Here is an 18048-nt window from a genome sequence, read left to right as displayed (position 1 = left end):
CTGACACACAGCCCTTTCCGAGGTGGCGATACCGCTCCCACCGAAACCGGAGCATCATGGCGAGGTTGTTGTCAGTGGGGCGGATGAGGTGAACGGTGGGCGGGCGAAAAGCCGGTATACGGGCCGGAGCGATCAGCTGCGTACTGCTGCTCGGGGGATGCGCCGGCACCGGGAACACCGGTTCCGCGCGACACGAACCCGTGACCGTCGCCAAGGCCCCCGCCCAACTCCCCGTCCCCCGCGGCAAGGGCGGCAAGGCCGCCGACGACTTCAACGGCGACGGCCATCGCGACCTGGTCCTCAATGACCTCGTCAAGGGCCCCGACGACGCCCACGGCGACGACGCGGGCATCGGGATCGTCTACGGGACCGGAACCGCACATGGACTCGCGCCCGGCGCACGGCAGTTGCTGAACCCCGCGCGCCAGGCGGCCCGTACGAAGGGCCGGTCGCCCGCCGTCTTCGACGCGGAGGCGAGCTGCGACCTGGACAGGGACGGCTTCACCGATCTCGTGGTGTCGACGGACCCGCCGTACGACGGCCAGGGCCGGCCCCCCGTCCCCCTCCAGATCCTCTTCGGCTCCCCGGCCGGCCTCACCGGCAGGGCGGTCGAGCTGGTCATCCCGGAGGGGGCCCGCGCCGGCAACGACTGGCCCGACCAGCCCGTGTGCGGCGACTTCGACGGCGACGGCGCCGAGGACCTGGTCGTGCACGCCTCGGACGGCCGACTCAGCTATCTGCGCGGCCCGTTCACCAGGAAGGGCGCCCCGCGCGCGGCGGGCAAGCCCCTCCCCTCACCCGGCACCGTGCCCACCGGCCCCGCCCTCGACGTGAACCGCGACGGCTACGACGACCTCCTCGTCCGTACGGCGGAAGGCCCCGGCACGTCCGCGCTCGTCCTCGGGAGCCCGGCCGGCCCCACCCGTACCGGCACCGCCCTGCCGAGCGGCATCGACGTCGCCCTCGGCCGCTTCGGCAGGGGCCGCGCCCTCGACGCGGCGGTCGGCTCGATGGACGGAACGTATCTGCGCTACGACCTCCCCACCGCCGTACGTGACAGCATCAGCACCCCCGGTTCGGTGCTGGACGCCGGCGACTTCGACGGGGACGGCGTGAGCGAACTCGTCTCCAGCGGAGCGGAGTTGCGGATCCTGCGGGGCCGTACGACCGGACTGTCCGCGACGGGGATGGTGACCGTGCCGCCACCGGCCCGGGGCACCACCCGGGTCCTGACCGTCGCCGACTTCACGGGGGACGGGCGGGCTGACCTGGTCGTACGGACGTACGACGGGGAGACGAAGGACACGGTCGCGGTGTACGCGGGCAGCAAGGAGGCGCTGGTGACGGCGAAGCCGACGGTCACGTTCTCCACGTCCGAGTTCCTGGGAATGGGCTCGTCAACTACCCGTCGCTAAAGCGACAGGCTTGCACAACGGGCATCACTGGGTGTGATGCTGCGTTTGCGTCCAGCCCCATCCGGGTGCTTCCGGGGTGGGGCAGGGGCCGTTGACTGGGCCCCGCGTCGCCACAACTCCCATGCTCTGGCACGGATGTTGCGGGAGCCGTTCCGGTCCGCGTGATCAACGAATCCGCAGTTCCGGCACGCGAACCGGGCCTGGGAGACCCGGTTCGCCCTGTCGATGTGCCCGCACTCGGCGCAGGTGCGTGAGGTGTACGCCGGATCGACGTACACCACCGCCACCGCCGCCCGGCGGGCCTTGTATCCGATGAACACTCCCAGCTGGGAGAAGGCCCAGGAGGAGTGGGTGGCCCGTTGGGGCTTGCGAAGCCGTACCCGTTCGCGGATGCCCGTCAGGTCTTCCAGGGCGATTCCGCGACCGGTGCTCCCCCACTGCCTAAAGGGCGTGGGAGGTACCCCCAGCCTCGGCCACCACATGCTTCGCGATCTTGTGGTTGATGTCCCGTGCCCGCCTCGCCTCCTTGCGCCGCCGTTTCTTCAGGCGCCGTTTGGCGGACGGGGTGTTCTTCCTCTGCAGCTTGGCCCGCAGGCCGCGCTCGCGCAGGCGGATGCGGTTCAGCTCGCGTCCGGCCATGATCTCGCCGTCACTGGTGGTGGCGATGTTCACGATCCCCAGGTCGATCCCGAGGAAGTCCACCGGATCGGTGTTGAGCGGCGCTTCGGGGACCTCACAGGTGGCGTTCAAAAACCACATGCCGTCCCGCTCCAGCAGGTCCGACTCGCCCCTGCGGTACAGGGCCAGCGTGGCCAGCTGCTCCGGTGAGGCGGTGAACGTCACGTTCTTGACCCGGCCGCTGGTGGTCCAGATGGACACCGTGCGCTCGACGATCTGCCAGGACAGCATGCGGTCGTCGTAGGGCTGCGCGCCCTGCGGGCGGAAGGCGATCGGCTTCTCGGTGGCCCGGCGGTAGCGGCGTGAGCCGGGCCTGCCGAGGTTCCCGGCCTTCAGGTGCGCCTTCAGCGTGGCGTACGCGTCACACGTCTTCTTGATGACGTGCTGGGCGGCCTGCGCGCCCAGGCTCCAGCGGGACTTGACCTCGCCGTAGACCTGCTTGCGCAGGGCGAAGTTCTTGAACTCCCCGCGCTCGAAGGCGGTCTCGCTCACCCAGGTCGCGGCCTCGTTACAGGCACGCAGGGTCACCTCAAGCGCCGCCGCCTGCCGCGGTGTCGGCTCCAGCTTGACCTGCACGACCAGCTTCACGATCACCGATCGTAGGCACCCGTGCGAGACGCCACTACACGTGCGAGTCCGTTCATCACATTGAGCGAACCGACCGGCCATGCGCTCGCACCACCCGGCTCCGCCGGAGAAGGCATCCGGGCGTAAACGCCCGGGGTTCCTCGCAAGAATTCGCTGAACCACGAGTCACCTCACCAACAGCTGCACTCGCCACCGGCGTTACGGGAATTGATCAAACTCACGTACAACCCTTGCCCCCCTTTCAAGGTCTTCTGTTCGCCGACCAGCCTCCGAACCCCGGGACAACTTCCGGTGAACGCGGGCGGTCCGCACCCCATTGACTGGGAATGCCCGCCAGGCGTCCCCGCATGCCGCAGGAGACCCCCGCATGCACAAGCAGTACCCGCAGCACCGCACGCACGCCTTCAGACTCGCCCTCGCGACGGCCACCGCGGCCGCGCTGACGGGCGGTCTCCTCACCTTCTCGGCCGTGACGGCGACGGCCGCGGACTCCACGAAGGTCCCGCAGGCCGACTTCAACGGCGACGGAATCGGCGATGTCGCCTTCTCCGCCTCCGACGCCTACGTGAGCGGCCACAAGGCCGCCGGCCAGCTCGTCGTCCTCTACGGCACCCACAGCGGCGTGTCCGGCGCCAAGCGCTCCACGCTCAGCCAGAACACCGCCGGTGTCCCCGGCACCGCCGAGGCCGGGGACATCTTCGGCTCCGACACGGCGTACGCGGACTTCAACGGCGACGGTTACGACGACCTCGCCGTGTCCTCTGCGCACGAGAAGTTCGGCAACGACACCGACGCCGGTGCCCTCGCGGTCCTGTGGGGCTCCCCGAGCGGCCTCACCGGCAAGGGTGTGGCCATCGCCGACCCGGCCGGCTCCTCGCACGACTACTGGGGCAAGACCATCGCCGCGGGCGACTTCGACGGCGACGGCAAGGCCGACCTGGCCGTCGGCAACTCCTCCAGCACGATCTACGTCTATCGCGGCGGTATCACCTCCACCGGCGCGGCCGGCCTCGCCCGTACCACGATCAAGCCCCCGATCCAGTCCGGCGGCAACGCCCTCGGCCCACGGAACCTCACCGCCGGTGACATCAACGGAGACGGCCGCACCGACCTGGTGGTCGACGGCTTCGAGACCAGGACCGACTACGGCTGGAACACAAACTACTACGTGCCCGGCACCGCGAACGGCCTGAACGTCTCCGCCGCCAAGGCCCTCAAGCCCGGCATCATCACCGCCATCGGCGACATCAACAACGACGGCTTCGGCGACATCGTCAGCGGCGCGTACTGGGACAACAAGACCGATGACGGCACGACCATCCCGGACTCCGCGCTCGGCGGGAAGGTGAACATCACCTACGGCTCCGCGTCCGGCCCCGCCGGTACCACCGGAATCACCCAGAACTCCGGCAGCGTGCCCGGCAGCTCGGAGAAGGCCGACAGCTTCGGCTACGAGCTCGACCTCGGCGACATCAACGGCGACGGCTACCAGGACCTGGTCGTCAGCGCCGCGTACGAGGACCTGAACGGCGTCGCGGACACCGGCATGGTCACCGTCCTGTACGGCTCCGCACACGGCGTCAACACCTCCTCTGGCGCCCAGGCCTTCGCCCAGAGCACACCGGGCGTCCCCGGCAACGACGAGAAGTCCGACCTCTTCGGCCTGGACACGAAGCTCGACGACGTCAACGGCGACGGCAAGGCCGACCTCCTCGTGGGCTCCTACGAGAACGGTGGCGACGGCAGCGTCACCTACCTGCCCTCCAACGGGTCCAAGATCACCACGACCGGCTCCCGCGCCATCTGGCCGGCCGACGCGGGCGTCTCGACGACGGGCACTCCGGCGTTCGGCGCCAACTTCGCGGACTGAGTCCAGCTGTCCTTCAGCCGGGCCCGCACCCACGGGCCCGGCTTCCGCCCTCTTACGGAGCCTGGGAGCCCGTAAGGGACACCCGCGCTCCTCCCCTTAGGGGATGTCACAGCTCGGACCCAAACCCCCCTCCAATGGCCCGCTCCCGGCACGCCACTGTGCGGGACCAGGTACGTTCGATTACGTGGCTGGATTCAGGATCGGACGCGGCCGGGACGACCGGGCCCCGCAAGCGCGACCGCAACAACACCGACCGTCGTACGGACAGCAGGCTCCGCAGGGAGGCCGGCAGCCGTACGGCTACCCGCCCGCGCCCTCGCAGCAGCAGCCGTACGGGGGTCAGCAGTACGGCGGCGGACAGCAGGGCGGGCAGCCGGGCTGGCCCCAGGCGAACGGCGGCGGCGCCGGCGGTCACGGCGAGCCGGAGTACTTCGGCGACGGTCACCCGCAGCAGGGTGCCGACCCGTACGCGGCGAACAGCCCCGGTCACACCCAGGCCTTCTCGGTCGGCGAGGACCCCTACACCCAGGGCGGGACCTACCGTGCCGGCCAGGCGGCGGCCCCGCCGATCGGCCCCCGTCTGCACTGGAAGGACCTGCTGAGGGGCATCGTCACGGCCCCCAACCAGACCTTCCTGCAGATGCGCGACTACACGATGTGGGCCCCGGCCCTGATCGTGACGTTCCTCTACGGCCTGCTGGCCGTCTTCGGCTTCGACGGCGCCCGCAAGGACGCCATAAACGCCACCCTCTCCAACGCCGTCCCGATCGTCCTGACGACGGCCGTGGCCATCGTCATCAGCACGTTCATCCTGGGCGTGGTCACCCACACCCTGGCCCGCCAGCTCGGCGGCGACGGCGCCTGGCAGCCCACGGTCGGGCTCTCCATGCTGATCATGTCCATCACGGACACCCCCCGCCTGATCGTCGCCATGTTCTTCGGCGGCAACGCGTCCTTCGTACAGCTCCTCGGCTGGGCGACCTGGGTCGCTGCGGGCGCCCTGCTGACCCTCATGGTCGGCAAGTCCCACGACCTCCCGTGGCCGAAGGCACTGGCAGCGTCGGCGATCCAACTGATCGCGATCCTGTCGATCATCAAGCTGGGCACGTTCTAGCAAGGACGCGCGGTACGCCGCGTAACGTCGAGTACGTACGAGAGGGCCCCCGGCACTGAACCACTGCCGGGGGCCTTCTCCATCCCTTGCCCGGGCCAGGTCAGAGCGCTTCCTTCGACGGGGTGACCGGCTCTCCGGACTTACGCACCGGAGGCAACACACTCCAGGGGAAGTTGATCCAGTCGTCGGTCCGCTTCCATACGTACTCGCACTTCACCAGCGAGTGGGGCTTCTCATAGATCACGGCGCTGCGGACCTCGGCGACGGTGTCGACGCAGAAGTCGTGCACGAGCTTGAGCGTCTTGCCGGTGTCGGCGACGTCGTCGGTGATCAGGATCTTCTTGTCGGAGAAGTCGATGGCGTTCGGAACGGGAGCGAGCATGACGGGCATGTCGAGCGTCGTACCGACGCCGGTGTAGAACTCGACGTTGACCAGGTGGATGTTCTTGCAGTCGAGGGCGTACGCCAGTCCACCCGCGACGAAGACACCCCCGCGGGCGATGCTGAGCACTATGTCGGGCTGGTAGCCGTCGTCGGCGATGGTCTGGGCGAGCTCACGGACCGCGGTCCCGAACCGCTCGTAGGTGAGGTTCTCCCGCGCGTCGGACAAGCTCATGTCCTCGCTCTCCCCGCTCCCGCTCACACCTGGGTCCGATGGAAGTTGAGGAAGGACCGGGAGGCGGTCGGCCCGCGCTGGCCCTGGTAGCGGGAGCCGTACCGGTCGCTGCCGTACGGGAACTCGGCCGGCGAGCTCAGCCGGAACATGCACAGCTGCCCGATCTTCATGCCCGGCCAGAGCTTGATCGGAAGCGTCGCGAGATTGGACAGCTCCAGGGTCACGTGCCCGGAGAAGCCGGGGTCGATGAACCCGGCGGTGGAGTGCGTCACGAGCCCCAGCCGTCCGAGCGAACTCTTGCCCTCCAACCGCGAGGCAAGATCCACGGGAAGCGAGATCACCTCGTACGTGCTCGCGAGCACGAACTCCCCGGGGTGCAGGATGAACGGCTCGTCCCCCTCGGGCTCGACGAGCCGAGTCAGATCGGCCTGCTCGACGGAGGGGTCGATGTGTGGATAACGGTGATTCTCGAACACCCGGAAGTAGCGGTCGAGCCGCACGTCGATGCTCGAGGGCTGCACCATGAATTCGTCGTACGGGTCGATACGGACCCGGCCGGCGTCGATCTCGGCCCGGATGTCCTTGTCTGAGAGAAGCACGCCCCGAGGATACGCGGGGACTGTCAGCATTTCGCACAGTCCCCGCGCCCCAGGTCCTACCGCTGAGTCCTACCGCTTCTCGAGCGTGACCGGAACGACGCTCCGGAGCCGCGCACACCGCGGACACCGGACCAATCGACCGGGGCCGAGTCGCTCGGCCTGCTGCATCGGGAACGAAGCGGTGCTGAACACGTGCCCCTCGGCACAACGGACGACGGTGCGCTCCATCAAGTCCTCAGAGTCCCTTCCCCAAGAGCCGCGTCTGACTGACGACGTAAGCCACATTACGGGACGAAAGGAACGGCCCTCCAGGCGGCACTCCGGTCCCGCCCAGACCCTCTTCCACCCCTCCACCGTACGCCCCAACTCCGGTCCCCCGCACCCGTGTCCACCCCCCGAAACGCGCACCGGCCCCACGGCGTCAGCGCCAGGGACCGGGCATGAGGTAGAGTGAGCGAGCATTCGACACCGGGTGACCGGCGTCTTACGCGGGTGTAGTTTAGTGGTAGAACATCAGCTTCCCAAGCTGAGAGTGCGAGTTCGATTCTCGTCACCCGCTCCATGTGAAACCCCCAGGTCGATGACCCGGGGGTTCTTTGTTGTCCAGACCGGTGGGCGGGGCGCGCGTGCCGTTCCTCGTCGGAGTGCTGATAGATCAGCGCGGCCTTCTCGGAGGACTGACCGGCCCGGACCATCGTGTCCTTGAGCGTGGCGCCCGAACGAGTCGAGAGCGTGTGTCCGGTGTGACGAAGGTCGTGGAAACGGAAGCCGTCCGGGAGGCCCACGGCTGCACGGGCCCGGCGCCACTTCGGCGCCCGTTCCTGACGTTTCCTCATCTCATTTGACCCGCTATTGCACAGCTGTGACAGCGAGCGCACAGCCCTGTCACCCCCTGTCGGAAGACTTCTCTCATCGCGAAGGGCAGCAGGCCGACGGACCGGTTCAGGTCCCGGGGACGGCAGGCGGTTCCCGCGAAACTCTCATCGCAGCGTCATTCACATCCCTGGGGGAACCTCGATGTCCGCTCGTAGCCGTCGGAACACCGCAGCCGTCACCACCGCAGGTGCCGCCGCACTGCTCACCCTGTGCGGCACGGCCGCAACCGCGATGGCCGCTTCCTCCGGCGGCGACGCCAAGGGCAGCGCCGCGATGGTCGCCGCAGCCGCGTCCGCCCACACGGTCACCGTGCCCAGGGGACTCACCATCAGCGACGGCACCCGCCACGTCGTGGTCAACGGTAAGTCGATCGACTTCGGCACGACGGTCCGTGACCTGGCCTGGAACCCCAGCGGCAGCAAGGCCGCCTTCATCGACGGGCACGGCGACCTCGTCGTCTCCAACCCCGACGGCAGCCACCGCGTCACCGTCGCCGCCAACCCGGGCGGGCAGACCTGGTCCCACCCCACCTGGCAGGTGACCGCCGCCGACCGGACGAACCAGATCCCCGCGAAGAACAACCTCATCTTCTCGGCCAAGATCCACGGCAGCACCGTCCTGGAGGGCGTCAAGGCCACCAGCAACCACGGCAAGCCGGCCAAGATCAGCCTGAACGGCGACCCGGGAGACGGCAACGTCCCCCAGACCAACAACACCTGGCCGAATGTCGGCGGCAGCTACGGCTCGGCCGTCTACGAGAACACCCACACCGGCGAGGTCTACATCCGCGACGACTACCTGCGGCAGCAGGGCGGCGCGCTGACCAAGGGTTCCGAGCCCGCTCTCTCCCCCGACAACGAGGAGGTCGTCTTCGTCCGCTCCGTCCACGGGCACGACCACCTCTTCGTCGAGGACTTCGGCTCCACCAATGTCGTCAAGGACGTCACCCCCAACGCCACCGCCGACTACACCGAGCCCACCTGGTCGCCCAACGGCAAGACCCTTGCCTTCCGCGCCCCGACCGGTACGTACACCATCACGAAGACCGCCCACGGCTTCGGCAAGCCCGTCAAGGTCTCCAAGCACACCGGCCTGCCCGCCTACCGCGGCTGACCGCCACCCAACCGGCCGCCGGAGCGGGCGAGTTCAGCCTGGAGTTCGGGCAGGTGCTGGTCGGCCGTGTCATGCGGCAGGTACTCGACCACATCGAGAAAACGGAACAGAACCTGGGTCTTGGTGACGGCGAACTCGTAGTCGCCGTACCCCACCACGGCACCCATATCGCCACGAACAGCGCCCCGGACGACATGCGCGGTCATGTCGTCCGGGCTTTGTGCCGTCAGCCCCCGCCGCGCGTTGGGGCGCGCCAGATACGGGCAGACCATCGAGGCGTAGAGCATGCACGCGCGGTGCCCCGGCGCCTCCAGGGTCGCCGCCATGTTGCGGTACGGCCGCCCGGCAGCAAGCGCCTCGCGGATCGCGGAACCCTCCGCGGCGCCGACCACCCGCCACACCGGACCCTTGGGTATCAGGGTGTTGCAGACGGAACACAGACGCTGTCGTGCGCACTCGGCGCTGCGCCCGTAGTCGGTGAGCGCGAACTGGGGCTCGTCGCCCTCCCACGGGGTGATGGCGGGTACGGGATAGCCGCGGCTGTCACGAGGTCTGGCCTCGACGGTCGCCGGCATGGGAACGGAATCGAATCGCACACCCCATGGTGAACCAGATGGCCTCGCCACCGCGACGGTTGTCAGGCATGTACGAGCTCCGTGTCCACCTCGCACCAGATGAAGGACCCGTCCGTACCGGTGCTGTCGGCGACCTACGACGACCTCTGCTTCGCCAACCACCACTGCCGCCTGCCCGCGCCGGGTCGCGACACCGGAGTGGAGTGATGGCGCACGGCCACGCCGGACGACCTGGGAAACCCGGCGGGGGAGACCAGTCCAGCCTGCGTTCGCGGGCCCGCCGCATGGGCATGCGCCGGACTCAGGTCCCGGGCGTGCGCGGCTGATGCCCGCAGGCGAAGATCACGACCTGCGCACGGTCCCGTAGCGTGCGTCTTCGCGGTGGCCTCGGTGAGGAACAGGCGGATCCCTGGTGCGGCCCGGCCGGTACGACGTCCTTGATCCGGCGCCGCGATCCGGGTCCCGTCATGGGCGGAATCGGCGAAGACGAACAGCCGCAGCACCAGGAAACGTCCGGTTCCGGCAAGCCCGGCGGCGCTGAGGTAGACGGCCTGCTCGGAAAAGATCCCCGGCGACGGCCGCACCGTGTGCAGAACGGCCATCGCGGCGCAGGTCACCGCGTAGGCGGCAGCGGCCGACCCCGCGGACTGCCAGTGCCGGCGCCATCCGGCGCGCTGCCCGGCCCCGAAGGTGAAGCGTGCGTGGAGCTCCGTACAGAGGACGGTGGAGGTGGCGGTCATCAGCGCGTTCGCCACCATCCACGGCATCAGAGCGGCGCACAGTGATACAGCGGCACTGGAGGCGACCCCGACACCGCCGCCACACAGGACGAAACGGGCGAAGGCAGTGGTGGGACCGGGAACGACCGGGATCCACCGTGCGTCGTTCCGGTCGGTCGCCATCCGCACCGTACGTGGCGTGACCCGTGTGCCACACCGTGTTTCGCGCGCCGTCTCCGGCTTCGACGCGAGCGGCGACTTCATGGGTTTCCTTCCGGACGAGGTAGCTGTGAACCTCTGGGGCGGGCTGGGTCGGACCATGCCGCTGCCCGCTCACGGCGCCGAGGCGGTGCACCCCCGAGCCGAGGGTGAGCCGCGCCGCACCCTCGGCTCGGGGGCTGGGCCGTCAGTTCGTCGTGTCCGAGGTGGCCGGCGCGACGGTGTTGCCGGTCACGGTGCCAGCGGCACCGTCGATGGTGACCAGGTGCCGGACGCCGTCGGTGCCCAGCACCTCGACCTCCCACGCGCTTCCGCCACCCTGCTCGGCGACCACGCGCAGCGCCTCCGTCTTGCCCTCGGGAACCGCCTTGCCGGCCGCCTCGATCGCCGCCGCGGCCGAAACCGCCGGAAGCGGCGCGGGCGCGAGGGTCCCTGCAGCGCTCTGACCGTCCTGACCGCTCTGACCGCTCTGGCTGTTCTGGGTGCCCTGGCTGTTGCCGCCGAGCCTGGATTCGTCGTTCTGGCCGCCGCGACCGCCTCGTGCCTGCCCGTATGCGCCCTGCCGGTCGTCGCGGCCGTCCGCCCGCCTGTGCTCTGCCGCGAACCGGCCGTGGTCGCCCTTTCCATCGTGGTCGTGGTGGACGACCGCAACGGCGCCGGCCGCGGCCGCCAGGAGAACCGCGGCGCCGAGGACGGTCCCACGGCGACGGCTCACCCGGGGGAGGCGCGCCCGGAAGGTCTTGGCCGACTTGGTTGGCTTCGGCAGCGCAACCGGTGAGTCCGGCGTCGACTCGGGCTGCTGCGGCGGTTCGGGTTGGGACATGCTCGGGCTCCTGATCGCCTCGACCGGCCCGGTGCCGGCGGCTGCGATCAGCTTGGAATGCCGTTGCTGAAGCCAGGCTGAAGGTGGCTGAAGGCGTCTTCAGCCACCGTCGCTCCGGCGTGCGAGGCTGTATGCCGTGCGCGTACTGGTGGTCGAGGACGAGAAGCGGCTGGCCGCCGCTCTGCAGCGAGGGCTCAGGGCCGAGGGGTTCACCGTCGATGTCGCCCACGACGGGAACCAGGGACTGTGGCTCGCCCTGGAGCACAGCTACGACGTGGTCGTGCTCGACATCATGCTGCCCGGCCTCAACGGCTACCGGGTCTGCGCCAGGCTGCGCTCGGCCGGGAGCGTCACACCGATCCTGATGCTCACTGCCAAGGACGGGGAGTACGACGAGGCCGAGGCGCTGGACACCGGTGCCGACGACTTCCTGTCCAAGCCGTTCTCCTACGTCGTCCTGGTCGCCCGGCTCCGCGCGCTCCACCGTCGTACGGGCCACCGGCTCCCTCCGGCATTCCGGCTCGGTGACCTGGTGATCGATCCGGCCGGCCACACATGTGTCCGTGGCGGCACCGAAGTCCGGCTCACCGCACGGGAGTTCGCCATTCTGGAGTACCTGGCCCGCCGGGCCGGCGAGGTGGTGTCCAAGCGCGAGATCCTCGAACACGTCTGGGACTCGGCCTTCGAGGCGGACCCCAATCTCGTCGAGGTCCACGTCAGCGCCGTACGCCGCAAGATCGACACCGCCTTCGGGCGCTGCGCCCTGGAGACCATCCGCGGCGCCGGCTACCGGCTGGCGGCCGACGGTGGCTAGACGAGTCGCCCCCCGCGCCGGCGAGATACCGGCAGCGATCCGGCGCCTGCGCTTCGCCGCCGTGAGGCTCGTACGACATCCGTGGCCGGGATCGGTGCGGGCCCGGGCGACGCTCGGGGCGACCGCGGTCGTCGCCCTCGCACTGACCGCGGCCTCCTTCGCGCTGTTCGCCATGCTGCACGCCGACCTCCAGCGCAATGCCAACGACGCGGCCACCGCGCAGGCGGACACCGTCGGTCAGCTGGCCGCCGAGGGCAAACTGCCCGACCTGCTGCCTCTCACCCACGGCGCCGACTTCATCCAGGTCGTCGACAGCGGTGGGCGCGTGGTGGCCGCCAGCCAGAACCTCGTCGGCCGTCCGGCCGTCGCCGACCTGCGCCCCCATGAGGGCAGGCTGCGCGCCACCTGGTCCGGCGAACCATTCGGCGAAGGGCACCGCCAGCGGATCGTCGCCGTCACCGCCCAGACCCCCGGCGGCGCTGTCACCGTGTACGCGGGCACGTCGCTGCGGGACGCGGACGCGGCCGACGAGATCACCAAGGTCGCGCTGGGCATCGGCACACCGCTGCTGCTGGCCACGGTCGCCCTGGTCACCTGGTGGGTGACCGGCCGGGCCCTGCGTCCGGTGGAAGCCATCCGCTCCGAGGTCGCCGAGATCACCGGACGCGCTCTGCACCGCCGCGTCCCGGTACCGGCCGCCCAGGACGAAGTCGCCCGCCTCGCCCGCACCATGAACGCCACCCTCGACCGCCTGGAGGACGCCGTCGTCCGCCAGCGCCGATTCATCGCCGACGCCTCGCACGAACTGCGCAGCCCCATCACCGTCCTGCGCACCCAGTTGGAGGTCGCTCTCGCCCATCCGGACCCGGCCCTGTGGCCCGACCTGGTCAGTGACGCCCTGGAGGACACCGTCCGGCTCCAGGACCTCGCCTCCGACCTGCTGCTCCTCGCGCGCCTGGATGCGGCCGAGCCGGTCAGCCGCATCCCTCTGGACATGGCCGAACTCTGCCGTACGACCGTTGCCGCGCGTCACGGCGACCGGCTCCCCATCGACACAAGGCTGCAACCCGGCCTCACCGTGGAGGGCAACCGCGGCTGGCTGGTCAGACTCCTCACCAACCTCCTCGACAACGCCCAACGGCATGCCGATCACCGCATCGAACTGACGCTGCACACCGACCAGGACGCCCGCCTGGCCGTACTGGAGGTGACCGACGACGGACCCGGCATTCCCGATGCCGACCGTGAGCGGATCTTCGAGCGCTTCACCCGCCTGGACGACGCCCGCAGCCGGGACCTGGGCGGAGCCGGCCTCGGGCTGGCCATCGCCCGCGACATCGCCCATCAGCACCAGGGCACTCTCCGCGTCGAACCCCGCCCGTACGGTGCCGGCATCGTCGCCCGCCTCCCGCTGTCGCCATCCGGGCCCTGAAGCGGACGCTCGGGTCCGACGGCGATCGCCGCGTCCGCCCCGCGACTTCGAGCGCATCGCCGCCGTGACCGGACAGGCGCTCCAGTGGTCTTCGCTCCTCGTGCCCAGAGCGTGCCCTCAGGCCCGGTCGACCACGGTCAAGAGCAGCACGTTCCTGCACCTACGGACGCCGCGCCAGTGCACACAGTCCCAGGTCAGGAGCTATTCAACTGACCAAGCGCCGTCGCTTCCCGAGCCGAGAGCGCGAGTTCGATTCTCGTCAGGCGCAGAACGAGAACCTGGACCTGACCAAGGCGAGCCAGGTACCGCGCTGGCGGATGTCGGAGGTGTTCTCGCCGCTTGAGCGGGATGTGATGGAGTACGCCGAGGCCATGACGAACACGCCGCCCACTGTCACCGACGAGCTCTACGCGAGCCTGCTCGACCGGCTCGGCTCCACGGCGATGATCGAGCTCACCGCGTACATCGCCTACGTCAACCTGGCGACCAGGGCCAACGTGGCGAACGGCGTCACATCACAAGGCTTCTCCGACGCCTGCGCGATCCCGCTGGCCACGCGCCCTGAGACGTCCGATGCGGCCTCGACAGCATGACCGAGGCGCCCAGTCACCTATTCGGTTCAGGGCGGCCGTTGACAACCGCCTCGGCAAGCTGAACGCGCCCTAGCGGCGTAAGTCTGTTCACCGAGTGAACGGCCAGGATGTTCACTCGGTGAATGCTCCTCTCGCGATACGGCGCCGGCCCTCGGCTTGGGTGCCTTTTCGGTGGTCGCCGCCCGAGCCTTCCGGACGGTGGCGTCGAGGCCCGCGGCGACCTCTTCTTGAAGGCGGTACGCCTTGGCAGTGATCGTCTTGGCTCCGGTCACTCGCAGCCGTTCGGCCCGCCACTCACACACACGGGGTGCGGTGATCTCGTCCAAGTCCGAGTCCGCGAACGCAGTCAGGTGCGGCCTCGACGCCCTGAGCCTGTACCCCGGACCGTGAAATGTCCTCGGAGCGGGTCACAGCCAGGTCAGGAGGGCGTAGCCGGCGGCTGCGGCGGCGAGGCCGAGCAGGAGGCTGCCCAGGGCGTTGAGTCCGGCTTCGGCGAGGGAACCGTCCTCAAGGAGACGGACGGTCTCGAAGGAGAAAGTGCTGAAGGTGGTCAGTCCGCCGCACAGGCCGGTGCCGAGCAGCAGCATCACGGACGATGGCAGACCGTGGGCTGCCGCAGCTCCGGCCAGTGCGCCGAGGATGAACGAGCCGACCACGTTGACGGTAAGCGTGCCGAGGGGGAAGACGCTGTCGTGGCGAGCCTGGACGGCCTTGTCGGTGAGATACCGCAGAGGGGCGCCGATCATGCCGCCCAGGAAGACCATGAGGACAGGCATCAGCTCATCTCCCCCTCGGCGAGCGGACGAGGCACGCCGGTGAGGTGGGCGACCACCTGCACCGGGTCCAGGGTCACCAGCGCATGGGGGACGACGTCGCGGACTTCCGAGAGGAAGGCACGCACACGGTCCTCCTCGTCGATGATCACGACGGTCAGGGGGAGGTCTTCGGCGAGGTCGAGCAGGCGGGTGGTGTGCACGAGCGAGGAGATGCCAAAGCCCTCGAAGCCACGGAAGACGCTGGCGCCGGCGAGCCCGGCGCGGTGCGCGCGGTGGACTATCTCGGTGTAGGCCGGCTTGTGGTGGTACTGGTCCCACTCACCGAGGTAGACGGTCATGCGCAGGCCCGGGCCTTTGAGGGGCGCGCGTGGCGCGCGAGAGGGAAGGCCGTCATCCACCTGGTGGCGCCGAGGAAAGTGCGGGTTCATCGCGAACTTCCTTTACGGGGCGGATCGCCGGGTGAGGCGGGTAGCCGTGCCGGCGGGGGCGCGGAGGGTGTCTGGTCGCGGCGGCTGGGTCCGCGTCGCACTGGTAGCCCGGCGGCCCGGCGGGCCACCGCGATGCCTGTCCAGACCGCTACGAGTCCAACGACAAGGCTGGTCAGGGCGTAGGCGTCGGCCATCGACCAGTGGGTGGTGGCGAGCAGGTGGCGCATCTCCACGGTGAAGGTGGAGAAGGTCGTGTAGCCGCCGAGGACGCCGACACCCAGGAACGGGCGCACGTAGCGGGAGGGCGGCCACACCTCCAGGACGTAGACCATGAGGAGTCCCAGCGCGAGACTTCCGGAGATGTTGGTGACGAACGTCGCCCAGGGAAATCCCCGGTTCGGGGTCGGCCAGGCGTGGGCGATGCCGTAGCGTGCGACGCTGCCCAGTCCGCCGCCCAGCGCGATGACTGCCAGGACGTCCGCCTGCCGTGGCCGCCGGGTCCCGGGGGAAGGCTCCTGGGGTGGCGCCTGCGGTTCGGCGCTCACGGCGATGTCGGGGTCGACCGGCAGTGTCTCAGCTGGGGGCAGGTCGTCGCGGGGCTGGGCCTCGGGGCCCTCTCCGCCGGACATGCGGCACTTCCTTGTGCGGGCTGGGCTAGGGGTCCCACGGTGGCCCGCGCGACGCAGCGGGCCGCCCTCGTGGGTTGCACCGGCCGCAGGGGTGGCCGCAGCTCCGTGCGGGCTCCCGGTATTACGTCCCTGTTGCGGCGGGGGGCTGAATGGCCGGGGCATGATCTTCTCCTACCTGTGGAGATGCCTGCGTGGCAGGTATCAGGTAGGGACTGTTGTCGACCCAGTCGTAGCGGTCGCGGTTTCGGCGAGCCCCACCGCCCTCTTGTTGCACTTCCCAGCGTACGACGCACATCAGCCGATATACGGCATGGAACCCTTGGATCCCCACCAGCCACGTCCGCGCGCGGCGCCTGTGGCGGCGCACTTCCCGGATCGGAGCTGTGCGCGGCGCCGACAGCCGAGGACCGCCGGATGCCCCGGGCACGCGGGAGCGCAAACACGGGCCGACGAACCGCGCCCGCCGGCCGCCCGCCGGATCAGGGACTGGACAGGCGGCTGTTCACCACGCCTGGCTACCGCGGCCGGCCCCGGCGGGGCTATCGACGACCTCGACGGGCTGGAGAGTCGCCAGAAATACCCCCTGCATACGGTCGAGCCGGGTCACGAACGCCTGCGGGACGACCAGGTCGTCGACGAGGACGATCTCGGCCGGAAGATGCTGAACGTCCTTCCCTTCGGCAGGGCGGGAACCCCTGTGGCTCGCGGCGCGGTAAATGCCCCACTCCCAGGGTGCACCGGGTACGTCCACGTCCAGCGTCCCTCGGGTCGCGAAGAACCCAGCGCGTCCCTCGGGCCGCGAAGAACCACCAGGCCAGCCACACCGTCGGGCTTCTGTTTGTGGTGCGCGGGGTCGTCGTCGTGGTGCTTCGCCCGCTCGGCACGAACCATGTCATCGATCCCGATCACTCGCCCCATGGCAGCTCCAGCCCAAGGTCTCGGAGCCGGCCTCTCGCCGTCGTCGCCCTCGGATCGCGGATGTCGACTGCAGAGACGGAACTCGATTGCGGTTCCTCCCATGCCTCCGGTGATACTCGGCCATGAGCAGATTCGCCGAGGTCATCGTGCTGGCCAGCAGCGCAGAAGAGATCATGGAACCGCTGACACAGCCGGACCCCAACCGAAAGTGGCGTGGCCAATTCGCGGATATCGGGCATGGCATGTTCGGCGGCTGGGCCATTGAGTTCATACGACGGAGCAGCTGGGTCGGACTCCTGGAGCACCTGGAGTCTCAGCCCTGGCCATCCCCGCACTCCGTACAGGTGCTGATCCACGACGAGGAAGATGACTGCTTCGGCTTGTGGATGATGCACGACGGCCGGCTTGTGGAAGTGCCGCTGCCGCGCACCAGTCGCTACTTCTGGCGAAACCACTACACGGGCGAAGTCGATCCGGACTGCCCCGGAATTCTGATGCGCACGGACAAGTCCGGTGGCTCGCCCGAAGGGGACTGAGTGCCGCTTTCGCATTCACAAGGCCCCGATGCCACAGGGTGGCGACATGCCGAGCGCTCATGATCGCGCAAGTGCCGGTCTATGGAACCGGCATGTACCGCGTCGCCTCCATCCTGATGTTGATCACCGGCGGGGTGACGCTTGTCGGCACGGCCCTCGATCGCATCCGTCCCCGGCCGAAACGTCGCGGAGCGCGCGAGCGATGCCGGGCACTTGCGTGCCGACGGGCATCAGGTCTGAGGACCCACAGTTCACCGGCCTCACATGACGGCGGGGAACGATGCCAGAGCGTGTTCGACGGGGCCGTCCCTGGGCCTTCAAGGCCGCTCGGCAGTGGCCAAGGGCGACCGATGACGACCACTCATGTATGTAGAGGCAGCCTCTGACGATCAAGCCCCCTGCCGGCGAAGAACCGCGGGCAGGGGGCTTGTCGCTGTGGACGCCGATCGGGGGTCAGACTGCCGGCATCGGCGATCCCGCGATCAGGAAGTCCCCGATCTGACGATCAGAAGGAGACAGTGGCGCCGACCTGGTGGTACTGGCCGACGGTGTCCAGGACCTCGTCCTTGACCGCGCCGAACTGGCCCGCGAGGTCCGAGCTGGTGATCGCCGTGGGGCCGGCGGCGATGCCGGCCTGCGGGCTCAGGCCGCCGGAGACGGTGTCGAGCTCGGCGTCAGAGATTTCAAGGGTCTGAACCTGGGGAGCGGAGTTCATGA

Annotated in this window: 17 protein-coding genes, 1 tRNA gene and 3 pseudogenes; 9 read left to right on the top strand and 12 right to left on the bottom strand. The window is 69.4% G+C overall.

Features of this window, described 5'->3' with window-relative positions; genetic code table 11:
* Positions 1 to 143 precede the first annotated feature (143 nt).
* Complete coding sequence (locus ACFZDJ_RS09390) at positions 144 to 1415, top strand: FG-GAP-like repeat-containing protein (RefSeq protein ID WP_391057853.1); 1272 nt, start codon at positions 144 to 146, stop codon at positions 1413 to 1415.
* Here ACFZDJ_RS09390 and ACFZDJ_RS09385 read toward each other — a convergent pair.
* Positions 1412 to 2681: pseudogene (locus ACFZDJ_RS09385) on the bottom strand (RNA-guided endonuclease InsQ/TnpB family protein). The gene ACFZDJ_RS09390 and the pseudogene ACFZDJ_RS09385 sit on opposite strands and share 4 nt — an antisense overlap.
* 367 nt (positions 2682 to 3048) lie before the next feature.
* Here ACFZDJ_RS09385 and ACFZDJ_RS09380 point away from each other — a divergent pair.
* Both ACFZDJ_RS09380 and ACFZDJ_RS09375 read left to right on the top strand, forming a co-directional pair.
* Positions 3049 to 4551: an FG-GAP-like repeat-containing protein gene (locus ACFZDJ_RS09380; RefSeq protein ID WP_391057368.1), complete on the top strand. Its 1503-nt coding sequence runs from the start codon at positions 3049 to 3051 to the stop codon at positions 4549 to 4551.
* Between the two features lie 103 nt (positions 4552 to 4654).
* Positions 4655 to 5665 carry a Yip1 family protein gene (locus ACFZDJ_RS09375; RefSeq protein ID WP_384908724.1) on the top strand — a complete coding sequence of 337 codons (1011 nt, stop codon included), beginning with the start codon at positions 4655 to 4657 and terminating at the stop codon, positions 5663 to 5665.
* Between the two features lie 100 nt (positions 5666 to 5765).
* Here the strand turns inward: ACFZDJ_RS09375 and ACFZDJ_RS09370 are convergent, their stop codons facing one another.
* Positions 5766 to 6281, bottom strand: coding sequence for a phosphoribosyltransferase family protein (locus ACFZDJ_RS09370; protein ID WP_390933018.1), 516 nt, complete (start codon positions 6279 to 6281; stop codon positions 5766 to 5768).
* Between the two features lie 23 nt (positions 6282 to 6304).
* Positions 6305 to 6880 carry a dCTP deaminase gene (gene dcd / locus ACFZDJ_RS09365; RefSeq protein WP_261688281.1) on the bottom strand — a complete coding sequence of 192 codons (576 nt, stop codon included), beginning with the start codon at positions 6878 to 6880 and terminating at the stop codon, positions 6305 to 6307.
* Between the two features lie 488 nt (positions 6881 to 7368).
* Here dcd and ACFZDJ_RS09360 point away from each other — a divergent pair.
* Positions 7369 to 7442: transfer RNA gene (locus tag ACFZDJ_RS09360), tRNA-Gly, on the top strand.
* 52 nt (positions 7443 to 7494) lie between these two features.
* On the opposite strand, the pseudogene ACFZDJ_RS09355 reads toward ACFZDJ_RS09360, so the two are convergent.
* Positions 7495 to 7692: pseudogene (locus tag ACFZDJ_RS09355) on the bottom strand (site-specific integrase); the annotation flags it as partial.
* Between the two features lie 205 nt (positions 7693 to 7897).
* Here ACFZDJ_RS09355 and ACFZDJ_RS09350 point away from each other — a divergent pair.
* Positions 7898 to 8869 (top strand): TolB family protein, encoded by a 972-nt coding sequence (locus ACFZDJ_RS09350; RefSeq protein WP_391057365.1) that lies wholly within the window; start codon positions 7898 to 7900, stop codon positions 8867 to 8869.
* On the opposite strand, the gene ACFZDJ_RS09345 is transcribed toward ACFZDJ_RS09350, so the two are convergent.
* The 3 genes from ACFZDJ_RS09345 to ACFZDJ_RS09335 all read right to left on the bottom strand — a co-directional run bounded on the left by ACFZDJ_RS09345 (position 8857) and on the right by ACFZDJ_RS09335 (position 11205).
* Positions 8857 to 9444 (bottom strand): hypothetical protein, encoded by a 588-nt coding sequence (locus ACFZDJ_RS09345; protein ID WP_168509811.1) that lies wholly within the window; start codon positions 9442 to 9444, stop codon positions 8857 to 8859. The genes ACFZDJ_RS09350 and ACFZDJ_RS09345 overlap by 13 nt on opposite strands.
* Positions 9445 to 9578: 134 nt before the next feature.
* Entirely contained in the window at positions 9579 to 10346 is a 768-nt protein-coding gene (locus ACFZDJ_RS09340) for a GtrA family protein (RefSeq protein WP_391057362.1), read from the bottom strand.
* A 223-nt stretch (positions 10347 to 10569) separates the two neighbouring features.
* Entirely contained in the window at positions 10570 to 11205 is a 636-nt protein-coding gene (locus ACFZDJ_RS09335; RefSeq protein WP_391057358.1) for a hypothetical protein, read from the bottom strand.
* A 136-nt stretch (positions 11206 to 11341) separates the two neighbouring features.
* Between ACFZDJ_RS09335 and ACFZDJ_RS09330 the strand changes: the two genes are divergently transcribed.
* From ACFZDJ_RS09330 to ACFZDJ_RS09320, 3 genes and pseudogenes are all read left to right on the top strand, one after another.
* Positions 11342 to 12019 (top strand): response regulator transcription factor, encoded by a 678-nt coding sequence (locus ACFZDJ_RS09330; RefSeq protein WP_168493900.1) that lies wholly within the window; start codon positions 11342 to 11344, stop codon positions 12017 to 12019.
* A 61-nt stretch (positions 12020 to 12080) separates the two neighbouring features.
* Positions 12081 to 13451 (top strand): ATP-binding protein, encoded by a 1371-nt coding sequence (locus ACFZDJ_RS09325; protein WP_390933102.1) that lies wholly within the window; start codon positions 12081 to 12083, stop codon positions 13449 to 13451.
* 263 nt (positions 13452 to 13714) lie between these two features.
* Positions 13715 to 14044, top strand: a pseudogene (locus ACFZDJ_RS09320) (carboxymuconolactone decarboxylase family protein); the annotation flags it as partial.
* 407 nt (positions 14045 to 14451) lie between these two features.
* Here ACFZDJ_RS09320 and crcB (ACFZDJ_RS09315) read toward each other — a convergent pair.
* The 4 genes from crcB (ACFZDJ_RS09315) to ACFZDJ_RS09300 all read right to left on the bottom strand — a co-directional run bounded on the left by crcB (ACFZDJ_RS09315) (position 14452) and on the right by ACFZDJ_RS09300 (position 16628).
* Entirely contained in the window at positions 14452 to 14820 is a 369-nt protein-coding gene (gene crcB / locus ACFZDJ_RS09315; protein ID WP_099921533.1) for a fluoride efflux transporter CrcB, read from the bottom strand.
* Complete coding sequence (locus ACFZDJ_RS09310) at positions 14820 to 15158, bottom strand: DUF190 domain-containing protein (RefSeq protein ID WP_390933002.1); 339 nt, start codon at positions 15156 to 15158, stop codon at positions 14820 to 14822. The genes crcB (ACFZDJ_RS09315) and ACFZDJ_RS09310 overlap by 1 nt, the downstream gene beginning before the upstream one ends.
* Positions 15159 to 15244: 86 nt before the next feature.
* A complete protein-coding gene (crcB, locus tag ACFZDJ_RS09305; RefSeq protein ID WP_390933001.1) occupies positions 15245 to 15877 on the bottom strand; it encodes a fluoride efflux transporter CrcB in 633 nt (210 codons plus the stop codon).
* Positions 15878 to 16379: 502 nt separating this feature from the next.
* The gene (locus ACFZDJ_RS09300; RefSeq protein ID WP_390933000.1) at positions 16380 to 16628 is read right to left on the bottom strand and encodes a hypothetical protein; all 249 of its coding nucleotides are present in this window, start codon (positions 16626 to 16628) and stop codon (positions 16380 to 16382) included.
* A gap of 289 nt (positions 16629 to 16917) precedes the next feature.
* On the opposite strand from ACFZDJ_RS09300, the gene ACFZDJ_RS09295 reads away from it, so the two are divergent.
* Entirely contained in the window at positions 16918 to 17331 is a 414-nt protein-coding gene (locus ACFZDJ_RS09295) for a hypothetical protein (protein ID WP_390932999.1), read from the top strand.
* A gap of 505 nt (positions 17332 to 17836) precedes the next feature.
* On the opposite strand, the gene ACFZDJ_RS09290 is transcribed toward ACFZDJ_RS09295, so the two are convergent.
* Positions 17837 to 18046, bottom strand: coding sequence for a hypothetical protein (locus ACFZDJ_RS09290; protein ID WP_384908799.1), 210 nt, complete (start codon positions 18044 to 18046; stop codon positions 17837 to 17839).
* Between the last annotated feature and the right edge of the window lie 2 nt (positions 18047 to 18048).

Source organism: Streptomyces sp. NPDC007896, from assembly GCF_042959425.1.
Lineage (GTDB): Bacteria > Actinomycetota > Actinomycetes > Streptomycetales > Streptomycetaceae > Streptomyces.
Note: the sequence above shows the minus strand (reverse complement) of the source record. Positions and strands in the feature narration are given on the sequence as shown.